Annotated in this window: 13 protein-coding genes; 8 read left to right on the top strand and 5 right to left on the bottom strand. The window is 56.2% G+C overall.

Annotation, left to right across the window (positions count from 1 at the left end):
- The first annotated feature begins 468 nt into the window (after positions 1–468).
- The 5 genes from ACR0AP_RS18295 (at position 469) to ACR0AP_RS18275 (ending at position 2,909) form a co-directional block, all read left to right on the top strand.
- Positions 469–714, top strand: a complete 246-nt coding sequence (locus ACR0AP_RS18295; RefSeq protein WP_480508461.1) for a hypothetical protein — start codon at positions 469–471, stop codon at positions 712–714.
- 95 nt (positions 715–809) lie between these two features.
- Positions 810–1,241, top strand: a complete 432-nt coding sequence (locus ACR0AP_RS18290) for a c-type cytochrome (protein ID WP_480508459.1) — start codon at positions 810–812, stop codon at positions 1,239–1,241.
- 10 nt (positions 1,242–1,251) lie between these two features.
- On the top strand, positions 1,252–1,593 hold the full coding sequence (locus ACR0AP_RS18285; protein WP_480508457.1) for a copper resistance CopC family protein: 342 nt from the start codon (positions 1,252–1,254) through the stop codon (positions 1,591–1,593).
- 2 nt (positions 1,594–1,595) lie between these two features.
- Complete coding sequence (locus ACR0AP_RS18280) at positions 1,596–2,468, top strand: copper resistance D family protein (RefSeq protein ID WP_480508455.1); 873 nt, start codon at positions 1,596–1,598, stop codon at positions 2,466–2,468.
- Positions 2,469–2,543: 75 nt separating this feature from the next.
- Complete coding sequence (locus ACR0AP_RS18275; RefSeq protein WP_480508453.1) at positions 2,544–2,909, top strand: c-type cytochrome; 366 nt, start codon at positions 2,544–2,546, stop codon at positions 2,907–2,909.
- 303 nt (positions 2,910–3,212) lie between these two features.
- On the opposite strand, the gene ACR0AP_RS18270 is transcribed toward ACR0AP_RS18275, so the two are convergent.
- The 3 genes from ACR0AP_RS18270 to ACR0AP_RS18260 are packed head-to-tail and all read right to left on the bottom strand — an operon-like array spanning position 3,213 to position 7,668.
- Positions 3,213–5,039 carry a caspase family protein gene (locus tag ACR0AP_RS18270; protein WP_480508451.1) on the bottom strand — a complete coding sequence of 609 codons (1,827 nt, stop codon included), beginning with the start codon at positions 5,037–5,039 and terminating at the stop codon, positions 3,213–3,215.
- A gap of 41 nt (positions 5,040–5,080) precedes the next feature.
- Positions 5,081–5,761 carry a DUF928 domain-containing protein gene (locus ACR0AP_RS18265; protein ID WP_209506004.1) on the bottom strand — a complete coding sequence of 227 codons (681 nt, stop codon included), beginning with the start codon at positions 5,759–5,761 and terminating at the stop codon, positions 5,081–5,083.
- Positions 5,761–7,668, bottom strand: coding sequence for a CHASE2 domain-containing protein (locus ACR0AP_RS18260; RefSeq protein ID WP_480508448.1), 1,908 nt, complete (start codon positions 7,666–7,668; stop codon positions 5,761–5,763). The genes ACR0AP_RS18265 and ACR0AP_RS18260 overlap by 1 nt, the downstream gene beginning before the upstream one ends.
- Positions 7,669–8,109: 441 nt before the next feature.
- On the opposite strand from ACR0AP_RS18260, the gene ACR0AP_RS18255 reads away from it, so the two are divergent.
- The 3 genes from ACR0AP_RS18255 to ACR0AP_RS18245 are packed head-to-tail and all read left to right on the top strand — an operon-like array spanning position 8,110 to position 12,911.
- Positions 8,110–9,105, top strand: coding sequence for an HlyD family secretion protein (locus tag ACR0AP_RS18255; protein WP_480508446.1), 996 nt, complete (start codon positions 8,110–8,112; stop codon positions 9,103–9,105).
- Positions 9,102–11,795: a ribosome-associated ATPase/putative transporter RbbA gene (gene rbbA, locus ACR0AP_RS18250; RefSeq protein WP_480508444.1), complete on the top strand. Its 2,694-nt coding sequence runs from the start codon at positions 9,102–9,104 to the stop codon at positions 11,793–11,795. The genes ACR0AP_RS18255 and rbbA overlap by 4 nt, the downstream gene beginning before the upstream one ends.
- A complete protein-coding gene (locus ACR0AP_RS18245) occupies positions 11,796–12,911 on the top strand; it encodes an ABC transporter permease (protein ID WP_480508442.1) in 1,116 nt (371 codons plus the stop codon).
- 181 nt (positions 12,912–13,092) lie between these two features.
- Here the strand turns inward: ACR0AP_RS18245 and ACR0AP_RS18240 are convergent, their stop codons facing one another.
- Entirely contained in the window at positions 13,093–13,752 is a 660-nt protein-coding gene (locus ACR0AP_RS18240) for a DUF2461 domain-containing protein (RefSeq protein ID WP_480508440.1), read from the bottom strand.
- A 12-nt stretch (positions 13,753–13,764) separates the two neighbouring features.
- On the bottom strand, positions 13,765–14,103 hold the full coding sequence (locus tag ACR0AP_RS18235; RefSeq protein WP_480508438.1) for a TfoX/Sxy family protein: 339 nt from the start codon (positions 14,101–14,103) through the stop codon (positions 13,765–13,767).

Genomic DNA, 14,103 nt, shown 5'->3' with positions numbered 1-14,103 from the left:
GCTTGAGCTACGCAAGGGCTCCGCTCAGCAGGCCTTGACCGCAACCTAATCACAAGAAAGAAACAGGAACGGATTCTACATCCAAACGGCCCGGATCAAGGGGCTGGGTCAATATGCGAAGCACCTTTCTAACAATTTGGCAATCGACGCTATGACACAGGTCAACGCACAACCACAGCGTCGCCCACATCACTGCAGTTAGGGGGTTATTAAGACGGTCCTTCTCGTATTGCTGTCTAGGAAAAAGGGGAAACTTCAATCAATTGTCCGAACAAAAGCTGGTCGTGATCCGAGAAACCAAAGGGCTGGCGTTGTCATACTTATTCTCGTGCGGTAGCGTCTCGAACCATGGTCATCCGACGATACTCACTTTTGCTACTCGCTGGCATTCTGGTCATCCTGTCCGGGCTTGGTGGCGTGGCTCATGCGCGATCGGATGGCTGCGTCGGTCTTGGCTGTGAAAGCCACATGCAATCAACGGAACACGCTTCCGTGGCGAATAATAGCATCGATAAATCGACCCTACACAGCCACCATGACCCGGACAGTTCAGGAACCAGCGAGTGTAATCCCTCAATCTGCCAAGCAGTTATTTTGCTTGCCCAGAACAAAGAAGCCGCGCAGGACCAACGTGAAATTGATCCAGAGTTCCAGATTGGAGCCCAAGTCAAGCCGATTGAACCAGATAACCCATACAAGCCCCCTGACCTTTGAAGCAGCGTAGATCCTTGCGAACATCTGCGACCTGCGCGTGCCGCTGTTCGCAATGAACCGCAGCACTATCAGCTTCAAAAAGTCAGGATTACTCCATGAAAAAAAGTTACTTACTCATCGGCGTTTACACTGTCGCTGCCGTCGCCGCTTTCATAACGCTTCAGCCCGGTTCAATCGAAGAGACCGCGCCGCAGGAGGCACTTGAAGGCGATGCTATGGTCGCAATTCAAATGCCGCCAATCGAGGGCAATGCCGTATTCGGTCAGCGTGTCTTTGATGCCTCCTGCGCTACTTGCCACGGCGTCAACGCGGTCGGAGTAGATGGCGCAGGACCGCCTCTGATCCACAAGATATACGAGCCCAGCCACCACGCTGACGAAGCCTTTCAGAGGGCGGTTTCACAAGGTGTAAGAAGCCATCATTGGCAGTTTGGTGACATGCCGCCGGTCGAGGGATTGACGCGAGGTGACGTTGCCATGGTGATCGCGTACATTCGTGAAATCCAACGTGCCAACGGAATAAATTGAGGACAGGACCATGAAAAAGATCATAACGCTCGTAATCATGGCTGCTATTCCCAGCGGGGTGCTGGCGCATTCCAAGGCCGAAGAAACGACACCTGCCAACGGGGCTACTGTAACCTCTGTGCCCGCCGAAATCGGCCTCAGCTTCACCAAGGACATTCGGTTGACACGGATTGAGATGGCCCATGAAGAGCACGCGGCGGTACGCTTAGATTTGGGGGACCAGACAAGTTTCCGTCAGGTGTTCACGATCCCACTGCCGGGCAATGGAACCGGCACCTATGTCATCGAGTGGCGTGGTTTAGGTAAAGACGGCCATGCGATGCAGGGCGAATTTTCCTTTTCCGTGGAATGAGCATGCCAGACATTTGGGGAGTTGTCGCAATCCTCGCAAAGCTGGTGCTCTACATCGGCTTTGCTGGGTCCACCGGGCTTGTCGTCGTTAAGTGCCTCTATTCCGAACTAGTCGCGCCGGTAAGCCTTGCGATGAAGCGCCAAGCCTTGGTCTTGGCGTGGCTTTCCCTCGCAGCAACAGTATTTGGCTTCATGCTCCGAGGAGCCGCCTTAACGGGCGGCGTTGACGGCATGGTCGATCCAGAGATGCTTGGCTTGCTTTGGCAGACCTCCGTAGGCGACGTACTTGTTTATCGCCTTGCAGGCGCAGTGTTGATCCTTGTGGGACTGTCTGTTCCTCGCTTTGGTCTATGGATCGCGCTGTTGGGTGGCACATTGGCAATGTGGTCCTTCGCACAGATCGGACATGTGCTGGAACTGGAGAGTTTTGGTGTCCAACTCTTGCTGCTGTTGCACCTTCTATGTGTAGCTTTCTGGGTGGGCATCTTTAGCCCGCTGCGAGGTATGGCTCTCATGTCTGAACACCTGACAGATGCCGCTGAACTTGGTCATAGGTTTGGGCAAACTGCTGCATTGGTGGTACCTACCTTAATCGGTGCAGGCCTATGGATGGCTTGGTTGCTTGTCGGCAATCTCCAAGGGCTCTTGTTCACGGGTTACGGGCAAACGTTAATGCTCAAAGTGTTCCTTGTGGCGTTACTGATGATCCTCGCCGCTGCCAACAAGCTCCGATTTGTTCCGGCCATGCAAAGCGGAGAGGCAATAGCAGCGCAACGCCTCGCCCGATCCATCGAGGTTGAGGCAATAGTCGTATTAGCGGTTCTGGCGACGACGGCGGCACTCACGAGAGTACTAACGCTTCCGAGTTATGGGTAGGTAGAGATGAACAAACACCTGTGTGCACTCGCCATATGCGGCATTGGTACTAGCGTTGCTGCAGATCATGAGTTGTTGGACAGAGACTTAGCGAATGGGCAGAAACTCTATGCAGAGTACTGTGCCTCATGCCATGGAGTTAATCTGGAAGGCCAACCCGACTGGCAAACACCCGACGATAACGGAGTGTTACCTGCACCACCACATGACGTGACAGGGCACACATGGCACCATGATAACAAGCTACTGTTCGAGTATACCAAGCTAGGTGGGGCTGACGCGTTGGCAGTACGCGGTATAAAAGACTTCAACAGTGGCATGCCGGGCTTTGACGGCACCCTGACTAACGACGACATATGGGACGTGCTGGCCTACATACGCTCCACTTGGCCCGACGATGTTCAGCACATGCAGGCCAGCCGCAACCTGCCCCACCAATAGAAGGCAGTAGTCCGGTGTAGGTTTGGGCATGCACAGTTCGACGTAGCCGGTTGTGGACGTATCGCGATTTGATGCCACTCTCTCAGCCAAGGGTCCCTAGCGGAATCCTCAAATATTGATGGCCTGGGAGCGTGTTTCAGGGCGCTTTGTAGCAAGCTCGCCCCACCCGGATCGGGCTTGAGAGCAATCGGATTGCACATCACCAAACGTTTCCATCGCAAGTTATGCCGGGATAGCCCTAGTTTGGAACTTTTGTAGAAGCGAGAAATGCATGGGACTCCAACCCAGTTGAACTTTCCCCGATTAGGGCAACCTGCCTTCCAGAACAACTGAGCGTGCAAAGCGTCCCGACCCGTCGAACCATTGTGTAGGCACGATCTCACTCAGGTCTCGGCGTCCGGTCCGTTCATACTGAAACTGAGCGAAAGCCTTGTCGCCTTTCCCATGGGTCTTGTTTGGTTTCGATGGCAACCAATTCGTGTACTTGACCGGCTCTCCGGTGTACCACCGCCAGCCTTTCACGGCATTTTCTTCCTTTGGGTCCTTCCGGAAACCGAAATAGGGGCCAGCCTTGTAACTGGTGTTGGTTCGACTGTCATAGCCTTGTTCAAACAAGGCCGGATCATGGGCGATCATGCGCACCACGAATGCGTTCTCGTCAGCCGATGTCAGGGATGCAAGATCGATGCCACAGCTCTCGGCGAGGCGGCGCGCGTCGTCTATCGAGCCGGAATAAATCATGGCGATGTAGAAGCTGCCCCGGTACTTGCCATAGATGCTTTTCCGCAACCCAAGGCACCTGAGAACCGTTATGATCTCTTCATTCTCACCCAGCATTTCAAGGTCATCCGGCATTTGACGCACGGCAAATGGATTGCTGACAAAACTATCGTCGGCCCCATCCTGCCACTCTATTCGCAAGCTTGCCAGAACAGCCGCATCGACATAGCCCGTCGGATCAAGTCCACTGGCCTCCTGCAAAGCCTTTAGTCCCGCCCGCGTCTTCGGTCCGAATGCGCCGTCCGGCACACCGACCTCGAAACCGGCGGTATTGAGCGCCTCTTGCAGTTGCTGTTTCCGTTCGCGGCCCGGTAAAAGGAAATCCTCCATTGTGGACAGATGGCCCTGTTTCTTCAGCCACTCCGGCGTGATCTCGGCCATGCGCCCCAGAATCTTAGGCTCGACGATGGTGGCCGCCCGGTACTTACCAGCGACCAGCGACCAGCCACGCATGGTGTTCACTTTCATCGCGGCGCTGATTGCAGTGTCACGGGTCGCAAGGGGGCGCACGGCGGAGGGCGTGGCCGTCTGGTCCGCAGGTGCCACCATTGCCACCTGTTCGACCTGTGGCACAAGGTAAATGTCTTCGCCAGGCAGTGAGCCATATGTAAATGGCTCCTGGAATCCATCCGTAAGCTCCACCACCCGATCGCGCACCCGGCGAAACATTTTCCCAAGCTCCAACCCCGGCTGTTCGATATGTTCCAAAAGTGCCGTCGCATAGGGGCTGTTCCGACCGCCCCCGTCCTGCGCCAGCGTTCCGCCACGCGCGGCATAGCCCACGACAACCCCACCGGGTTCCACTGCGGCCAGCCCACGCCCGATCGACCGAGTGGCCGACGCGCGCGACATCTGCGCAACGAAAGGATTGTTGCGGCAGGCATCGACCAGAACCAGCTTCAGCCCCGGCGTATCGGCAATCGAATTCACGATTGCATCCAGACGGATGGCCTCGAAGTCGACATCGCGGTCGCTTTTCAGGGCCGCACTCACCGGGATCAGGTAGTTGGTGTTCTCGATCTCAATTCCGTGGCCCGCGAAATAGACAAGCGCCACATCGGCCCCGGCGGCGGTTTCGGTAAAGTCCCGAAGTGCGATGCGCATACCGTTGTAATCCAGGTCCAGACCCGTGGTGACCTCGAACCCTATACGTGCCAGCGATTTCGAGATGTCCTGAGCATCATTGACCGGGTTCTCCAGACTCGAGACATGCTGATAAGCGGAATTGCCAATAACCAGAGCCACGCGTCTTTCCGTCGCCGCAGAGGCTGCCGCTGTCAGGGTGCAGATCAGCGCAAGGACCAGCAGAACGCAGCGCAGAGCCAGACCTGAAAAAGACCAGTTTATCATCAAGCGTCCCCCGCGTGTCGGCCGAGGGGCTGGAGCGTGTCCTATGGCAGCGAAATGCCAGCAGACCGGACAAGGCTCGCAAACCCCGCATTCCGGTTGACCCTTACTTTACCCGACAACTCGATTTCGACAAAGGGTCGCAGGGCATCGAACCATAATCCCTCGGCGGCCAAGGCCGACACATCCTCTGCGGCGGGCTCTGGGGCGGTGACCCGTTCCACGTAAGTCGTTACCGTCGCGATAACGGTCCCCGCCTCAGGTTCCGCCAAAACGACTGTCCAGACATAGATACTCCCCGGCTCCAGCACGAATTCTGAGCGCGACAGGTCAAGCGCGTAGAACCCTTTTCTGAACCGACCTTTGCCGGAAATACCGACCCCGTTCTGCGGCGCTCCGATCGGGGCCAGCTGTGCGGTCATCTGACCTGAAAAGTTTTCAGCCAAGTGCCAGATCAGTGGGGGTTTACCTAATGTAGTCACACCGCCGCCAGCCGGTGCCAGCACGGCCAGCACACCAGCCTCTTGCCCGACATCGCGGGTGGCAGCACCGACGCGGTCCGCCGGGGCACCGATGGTGGGCGGAATGAAGATGACCTCGTCTGGATCAGCCTGCTGACTGCCTTCGCTTTCTTGCGCCGACAGATCAATGGTCGAGCCCAGAAGCAGCAGCAAACCGGTTATCAAAGCGCCAAGAGTGTTTCCCGAACATGCCGGTGTCATCATTACGATGCCCCCTTCTGTGCAGATCCTGTGAGCAAGAATAACCCAATTTCCCGCGACTTGTCGTCGTGTATGAGGTGTCCGACCGGCTGAAACATGAAATCGCCTCCGACGAGTTCCCGAAGATCAGCACTGGCACAGATCGTGGTTGCCGACGTTCCTCTGTCTTGCAACGCCTTTCCGAATGCCTCGATACGGGCTGCGACGTTCACTGTGTCGCCCATGATGTTGTATTGAAGGCTGCCCGCGCTGCCCAACGTGCCGCCCAAAACCACACCACTATGGAGCCCGATCCGCAGACCATAAGGTGCCAACAGACCACCTTCTGCATTCAGTCTGTCAATCCGGTCAGAAATTTGCAGTGCCGTCCGGCAGGCCGCGACAGCGTCCTTTTGGATGTCCTCTTCGGCTGTTCGAGGCAGCGGCGCACCGAACACCACCAGGATTCCGTCACCGGTGAACTTCTCAATGAACCCGCCGTTTTCGCGCGCGACCTGGCTCATCACATCCAGAATTCGGCTTGTCCAATCCATGAAGGCTCCCGGCTCGGCCGAGCCGCCGACGGTCGTCGAGCCTTCCAGATCAGCAAGAAGGACACTGACGCGCAAGCGACGGGGGCGCGGTTTACCGCCAGCAAAAAGGATATCACGCGCGTTCCATATCTCGGCTGTGAGCTCCGGGGACAGATGATCCGAGAACAGTTTGGCGATGGCCTGGCGTTGCCGACGCGAGATGATCCCGACGGTGAGAAGAGCTAAGAGAAAGGCGGCAAACCAAGCAACCGATGTCGGAACGACCGGCAACCATATTCCACGAGACAACAGGGTTGAAAGCGCTGCTCCAATAGCGATGGCAAGGCCGGGTCCAAGTAGTATGACGGTCAGCACAGTGCGCGACAGAACCCCAGCTAATGCCCCGAATAATGCGCCGGCGAAGATTATCGCCAGGTGCGCACTTTGCCCGGGGCTGCGCATCGGTTCGCTGCGGCCCGCAGCATAATCGATCAATTGCTGGGTGGTGGCTGCATGCACCAATACGCCATAGCTGAATGGCGTCTGTGGCGGGTTGTTCAGCGGTGTGCGAAAATCGTCTTTGATCGACTTGCTGGTAACCCCGATCAGGGCGACCTTTCCTTCGATCATGTCAGCGTCTGCTTGTCCGGAGAGCAGGTCGCGGGCCAGTACGATTGGGGCCATCGGCAATGCATTGGTGTAATCCAGCAGCACCTGATAGCCTGTATCATCCAGCCCGCGATAACTGCCGAACCCGTCTTCCAGCCGTCGCACCGGCGTCTGACCAAACAACAGGGTCCGGGGATCGTCCCGCCAGGCTTTCAGGCTGCTTTGACCCGTGGCGCGCAGGGCCAACTGTGTGCTGAACGCCAAAGAAATGCGATCGGTGCCGCTGACCAGCAGAATACCGCGCCGGGCGACACCATCCGCGTCGACGGGGATATCAGCAAACCCCACGCTGCCGTCGTTTTGCGCGAAATCCGGCGCCTCGATACTCAGCCCGCCTCGATCGTTCAGTTTCACAACCCAGATCGCATTGGTCTTCAGGAACGCCGCTTCGAGTTGCTGCCGCCCCTCGATCACCTCGTTGTCGCGATAGATGTCGATACCGATTACAGCGGCGCCCGCCGACGACAGTGCGTCGATAATGTTCGCAACCTGACCATCTGAGAGGGGCCAGCCCCAGCTGCGCAAATCCTCGTCATCGACCGCGACCACGACTACATCCTGTGCCAACGCATCGCTGGCCCTGCGGGCCAAAACCCAATCGTAATGTGCAAGCTCGGGCCGCTGCAGGTAACCTTCAGAACGAAGGCCTGCTAGGATCGTGAAAACTCCAAGCGCGGCAAGACCCGCCACCAAAAGCGCCTGCACCGGACTAAGAAGCCTTCTGTTCATCTTACAAGTTTGCAGTTGTTCGAAGGTAAATAGCAACTTACGTTCGTTGTTTTCTCAAAACCAGCCGAGAGTTTGCAGGGCTGAACGCCGCTCAACCCGTGTATTTGAGGGTGAACTTCACAAGGCGGACTTTTGAGGAACCTGCTAAAGCTATCGGTTCAGGGGCGAGAAATTGACTCTGAAATCAGCTGCCACTCGATTACGGTTCAGCTTGCAGGTCAACGCGGTGCGCATTGCCTAGGCGCAGGAACTCAGGATTGGTTTGCATGCCATGTTCTTTCTCTTTTGTGATAAAGTTTCAGGCAACTAAGGCTGAACATGTCCGCGACAGGCGCGCAGAGTCTTTCTTTGCCCTGACGTCCTTGGCTTGATCCAAAGCAAAGCCCACGGTTCAGCAGCAGTATAGAGGAATACCCGCAGCGAGTTTTCAGGCGGTGAATAATGAAGAAAAACTCATTGATTTTTCTTGCTTTGGCTGCGCTCGCGATGGTGGGCGTGGTGGTCTATTCCCTGGTCTCTGAAAATGGAAGCCAATTGCCTGATGGATTTGCGCAGGGGAATGGTCGGATCGAGGCCGAGCAGATTGAAATTGCGCCAACCTTAGCCGGACGTGTCGAAAGCGTCATGGCGGTTGAAGGCGGTATGGTCGCCACCGGTGACGTGCTGGCCGAAATGGACATTGATGAGTTGTCCGCCACGCTGGATCGTGCCAAGGCCGAGGTGGCGCTGGCACATCAGACCAAAGTGGAAGCAGAGGCACTTGTTGTGCAGCGGAAAAGCGAACTGCGCCGGGCCGCGCAGGAGCTTCAGCGCGCAACGGCGCTTCTGACTGGGCAGAATATCTCTAAAACGGTTTTCGAAGAACGCGAAACCATACATCAGGTTGCTGCGGCGGTTCTGGGTGCCGCGCAGGCGCGCGTGGCCACCGCAGAAAGTCAGATTGCGGCCGCAGAGGCCGAAGTGCGCCGTATTGAGGCGCTGATCGAAGACAGCTCGCTTTTGGCTCCGACGCGCGGGCGTGTGCTTTATCGGCTGGCGGAACCCGGCGAGGTCGTTGCCGCGGGTGAACCAATCCTGACCCTGCTCAGCCTTGAGAATGTGTATATGGAGGTGTTCCTGCCAGCGCGCGAAGCCGGATTGCTGCCTATTGGCGCCGAAGCTCGCATCGTTCTTGACGCCCTGCCGGACTATTCCATTCCAGCCTTTGTAACCTTTGTCTCTCCTGAAGCACAGTTCACGCCCAAGCAGGTCGAGACATTGGATGAACGCGAACAACTGGTGTTCCGCGTCCGTGTACGCATCCCCGAGGATCTGGTCCAAAGCCGGATTGAGCACGTCAAAACCGGGCTTCGCGGTGTTGCCGTGATCCGGATCGATCCAAACCTTGCGTGGCCAGCCGCGTTGGAACAGGGTATTCCGCCCGAGCTGTTCGAATGACGCCAGAGGCCGACATTGAGATTCGCATTACGGGTGTCACGCACCGGTATCGCAGCAATGTCGCATTGGAGTCTATTTCGCTTGATCTTCCCAAAGGCCAGCTGGTCGGCTTCATCGGACCGGATGGGGTTGGAAAGTCGACACTGCTTGGGTTGATCACCGGTGCAAAGAAACTGCAAACCGGATCGATCAGTGTTTTAGGTGGCTCGATCGACGACGCCGCGCACCGACGCCATATCTGCCCGGCCATTGCCTTCATGCCACAGGGCTTGGGTCGAAACCTTTATTCTGAGTTGTCAGTACGCGAGAACCTTGAATTCTTTTCAGGGCTTTTTGGCCAAGGGCAAGAAGAATGTGACATCCGGATCAATGCGCTGTTGTCGGCAACGGGGTTGGCACCGTTTGAAGACCGGCTTATGGGCAAGCTTTCGGGCGGGATGAAGCAAAAGCTCGGCCTGTGCTGTGCTCTCATACATGATCCGAAGCTGCTGGTTTTGGACGAACCGACAACTGGTGTCGACCCACTCTCACGCCGTCAATTCTGGGCATTGATTAATGCCATTCGGGCAGAGCATCCCCGACTGTCTGTCCTTGTATCCACTGCTTACATGGAGGAGGCGGAAAGCTTTGACCAAATTGTTGCAATGGACGGCGGTCACGTCATCTTTCAAGGCAAACCTGCTGAACTGAAAGGGCAGGACCGGGATCTCGAAACCGCATATCGGCGCTTGCGGGCACACGATGGTTTTAGGTTGGCGTCGGATCAAGCACCTGTACGGCAGATCAACCCGAACCCTGTGATTTCTGCCCGAGGGCTGACACGTCGGTTCGGTGATTTTACCGCTGTCGACAATGTCGATTTCGCGATCCATCGCGGAGAGATATTCGGTTTTCTTGGGTCAAACGGCTGTGGCAAATCCACCACGATGAAGATGCTGACCGGCCTGTTGCCAGTCAGTTCTGGCGAGGCATTGTTGTTTGGCAACCCGGTTGATGCGCGTGATCGCAGGATGCGCCGCGACATCGGATACATGAGCCAGGCTTTCTCGCTTTATGGCGAGTTATCCGTCCATCAGAATCTACAGCTTCATGCCCGAATATTTGCAATCCCTGATCGAGAGGAGCGGATAGCGGAATTGACCGAACGTTTTGGTTTGACGGCCCATCGCGACACACTGGCCGCCGCGCTGCCACTTGGGATCAAACAACGTTTGTCATTGGCGGTGGCTGTTATCCATCGTCCCCGTGTTCTTATTCTTGATGAACCAACTTCGGGTGTAGACCCCGAAGCACGCGATGTCTTTTGGGCTTTGTTGGTCGAACTATCGCACAAAGACTTGGTGACGATCTTTGTCTCTACCCATTTCATGGCCGAGGCAGAGCGCTGCGACCGCGTATCGTTCATGCATGCAGGCCGTGTTCTCGCGGAAGGTGCGCCCGCAGACCTGATCGCCGCAGAAGGCACCGGCAGCCTTGAGGAAGCATTCATTTCAGTTTTGGAGACCGCAGAAAAACCAGAACCTGTCGTGGCACCCAAAGTTGACTTTGCCACCAAGACCAAGGTCACCGGACAAGGTATCGGTCGTGCCCTGACTTACACACGACGCGAAGCGGTTGAAGTGGTCCGTGATCCCGTTCGTCTGGCATTTGCATTTCTAGGCTCGGCGATTTTGATGCTGGTGTTCTGCTTTGGCATATCCCTCGACATAGAAGATCTTGAGTTTGCCGTTCTGGACTTGTCTCAAAGCCCGGAAAGCAGGGCCTACACGGAAGAAATATCGGGATCGCCTTATTTCAAGCAGACGCCACCTTTGATCAGCGCCACAGACGGGCGCAGACGGTTGCAGGCCGGGGACGTTTCGATGGTGATCGAGTTGCCACCTGATTTCGGGCGCAAGCTGCGCACAGGTGAACCTACCCAAGTGCTGGCAACAGCAGATGGCGCGATCCCCTTCAAGGGGGAAACAGTCGAGGGGTATGTCGCAGGGTTGCACCAGTCGTTTCTCGACGGGCAGTCGAGGACCAAAGGCGAACACGCGGTTGAGATCGCCCGTATTGAGCCCCGGTTTCGCTATAACCAGAGCTTTGAGAGCATTGCAGCGATGGCCCCGGCCATGCCCGCCATCCTGCTGATCATGCTGCCTGCCGTGTTGGCTGCGGTCAGCGTCGCACGAGAGCGCGAGCTGGGCTCGGTCGTCAATTTCTACGTGACACCGACAACGCGGCTCGAGTTCCTGATCGGCAAACAGATACCCTATATCATGATTGCCTACGTGAATTTCCTGTTGCTGGCGGCAATGATTATTTTCGTCTTCGATGTGCCGCTTAAGGGCGATCCTCTGCCTTTGGCATTGGGTGCGTTTTTGTACGTTTGGGCGACGACATCTTATGGGTTGCTGATCGCAACCATGACATCCAGCCAGGTGGCAGCGACTTTTGCCACTGCTATCGCTTCGGTCGTGCCCACCATTCAGTTCTCGGGCCTCTTGCAGCCCGTATCAACGCTTGAGGATGGTGCGCAGCTTATCGGCTCTCTCTGGCCCTCATCCTACTTTCTGCACCTCAATGTCGGGGCTTTCACCAAAGGGCTGGGATGGGAGGCACTCGCGCCGGACATTTTGGCACTTGCCTGCTTCGGGCCGGCATTGACACTGATCGCCGCGCTTTGCCTTCGCGCGCAGGAGAAATGAATGCAGCGATTGTCCTGCATATTCTGGCTTGGCCTGAAAGAAGTGATGAGCCTGCGCCGGGACTGGGTGATGATGGCGCTGTTGGTCTGGTCTTTCACGCTGGCGCCCATGATGGAGGCAACCGGCGTAGCGACCTCGGTCAACAACGCGTCGATTGCATTCTCTGATGAGGACAATTCTCCACTGTCCCGAGCGCTTGCCACAGCATTTTTTCCGCCCGAGTTCCAGCCGGTCGTGCAAATCGAACCAGGTAGCGGTCCAGCGCAAATGGACGCCGGAGAATTCATCTTCATAGTTGTTGTTCCACCGGGATTCGAAAAAGACCTGAGGGCAAGGCGCAAGCCTGAAATCCAAGTTCTGATCGACGCCACGGCGATGGAGCAGGCCGGGATCGGTGCCAGCTATATCACCAATATTTTGGGCGCGGAAATTCGCCGCTTTGCAATCGGTGTCGATCTTGTCGATCCACCTCTGGTCGATGTCATCCTAAGAAGCGCTTTCAACCCCAACCGTGATACCGTGCGTTTTGCCGGGATCGTTGCCCTGATCGGACAGATCATGTGGCTTACCACCATTCTGACCGGCGCTGCCATGATCCGAGAAAGAGAGCACGGGACGATTGAGCATCTGCTGGCAATGCCACTGACCCCGTTTGACATTGCAGCAGCCAAGATCTGGGCCAATGCAGCAATTGTCCTGATTGCTGCCAGCCTGTCGCTAACCTTTGTCATGCAGGGTGCGCTGGGAATTGAAATCTCGGGATCAAAAGGACTGTTCCTGTTTGGCACCGCCCTGTTTCTGTTCACCGCGACCGCACTCGGGGTTTTTCTGGCAACGATTGCGCGTTCGATGGCGCAGTTTGCGCTTTTGGTCATGCTGATCGTCCTTCCCATGCTGATGCTGTCCGGAGGAGAGACGCCGGTTGAAGGGCAGCCAGACTGGTTGCAGGTCGGGACGCTGCTATTACCATCTCGTCACTATATGGCCGCCAGTCAGGCGATTGTTTTCAAGGGCGCCGGTCTCGAAACAGTTTGGCCAGAGTTCATCTGGATGGCTTTGCTGGGCGCTGTCCTGCTGGCAACAAGCCTGATCCTCTTTCGGAGGTCTGTTGAGTAATTGAACCAAACCAGTTCTGATTAATACTCAAGGGCGATTTCACAATGTCGCTGGGATGAGTGATTTATTCATGTGTGACCGGATGCACGGCCTCCGATCATATATGGAACACAAATTTGGAAAGGAACGACAATTTTGTGCAGGCCATCAAATCTCCATTCCTGACTCTCGGAAAGATGGGTTACTCGACCCGAGAAAGCAGCAGAAAAACAGGTAAGAGGTCCTCGAACAATTCTATAGTTCGTTCAATGAGGTTCGGTTCGATAGCAAAGGCAGGATTGCCTAAATCCGTCCAGACGGTAAAGCCTTTCCGGCGTAATGCCTCTTCGTTTGGATGATCTTTGTCATAACCGGAGGGGACACGTTTCAATTCAGGATCCCCGACCCGGAATCCACGCTTTCGCATCTCAGCGGTTAGCTTGGTCAACTCAGCCCCTTTTGGGCCTGCCATCTCAGTTCGGAAGGCACCCAACGCTTCCTTGTCATACTGAAACACTCCGCAGCCAAGCGCCAGATCGTCGGGCGAGAGCCCAAAGAACCACATCGGCGGCTGATCCGCACTCCCGTCTGGAATAAACGCAATATGCAGGTGTGCGTTGTAAGGTGTTTTGTCCTTGGAAAATCGGACATCCCGATGAATACGAAAAATCTTGCTGCTATGGGTCTGGCCGGTCAGATCACGCAAGGCATCCGCAATGTCATTCGCGAACTGCGTGCCTGCCTGCTTCAAATGGGTCTCGTAAGTTGATTTGTTGGCTGCAAACCATTCCTTCGTGTTATTGGCCCGCAAATCCCTGAGAAAACCAAGCGCTTCGGGTGAGAAACTTTCAAACTGAGCCATTGCTTTCTCCGTTCAGTCTTTCGCGGGAAGGGCCGCGGCGTGTTCGAGACAAAGGTGTAACCAGCGCAGCAAAGCGGCGTCATCGCAATCACTCTCATCCACGCGGATAAAGCCACTCAGTTTGCGTGTACCGTGGATCACTTCTTGGGCCGTGGGATCCGCCAGCGCCATGCTTTCGTTGTCCTTGCCCACCCGGAACATGAACCGGCCCAGCCCGTCGTTATGCCGCCGTGCCCCGCACAGCATGTTGCCGTTCAAGAAAAAGCAATTACCACCCATCATGCGCTTTTCGGATATGCCCACATGCGCGGCCAAAGCGTCGCGAATGCGGGCGTTGAGGGTCTCATCCAC

This window comes from Ruegeria sp. AF7 (assembly GCF_056541885.1).
The sequence above is the reverse complement of the archived record's forward strand: the minus strand, read 5'-3'. Positions and strand labels throughout refer to the sequence as shown.

Coding starts and splice junctions, on each gene's coding strand:
- ACR0AP_RS18295 (WP_480508461.1), top strand. CDS start 469: ATGCAATCAACGGAACACGCTTCCGTGGCGAATAATAGCATCGATAAA.
- ACR0AP_RS18290 (WP_480508459.1), top strand. CDS start 810: ATGAAAAAAAGTTACTTACTCATCGGCGTTTACACTGTCGCTGCCGTC.
- ACR0AP_RS18285 (WP_480508457.1), top strand. CDS start 1,252: ATGAAAAAGATCATAACGCTCGTAATCATGGCTGCTATTCCCAGCGGG.
- ACR0AP_RS18280 (WP_480508455.1), top strand. CDS start 1,596: ATGCCAGACATTTGGGGAGTTGTCGCAATCCTCGCAAAGCTGGTGCTC.
- ACR0AP_RS18270 (WP_480508451.1), bottom strand. CDS start 5,039: ATGATAAACTGGTCTTTTTCAGGTCTGGCTCTGCGCTGCGTTCTGCTG.
- ACR0AP_RS18265 (WP_209506004.1), bottom strand. CDS start 5,761: ATGATGACACCGGCATGTTCGGGAAACACTCTTGGCGCTTTGATAACC.
- ACR0AP_RS18260 (WP_480508448.1), bottom strand. CDS start 7,668: ATGAACAGAAGGCTTCTTAGTCCGGTGCAGGCGCTTTTGGTGGCGGGT.
- ACR0AP_RS18255 (WP_480508446.1), top strand. CDS start 8,110: ATGAAGAAAAACTCATTGATTTTTCTTGCTTTGGCTGCGCTCGCGATG.
- rbbA (WP_480508444.1), top strand. CDS start 9,102: ATGACGCCAGAGGCCGACATTGAGATTCGCATTACGGGTGTCACGCAC.
- ACR0AP_RS18245 (WP_480508442.1), top strand. CDS start 11,796: ATGCAGCGATTGTCCTGCATATTCTGGCTTGGCCTGAAAGAAGTGATG.
- ACR0AP_RS18240 (WP_480508440.1), bottom strand. CDS start 13,752: ATGGCTCAGTTTGAAAGTTTCTCACCCGAAGCGCTTGGTTTTCTCAGG.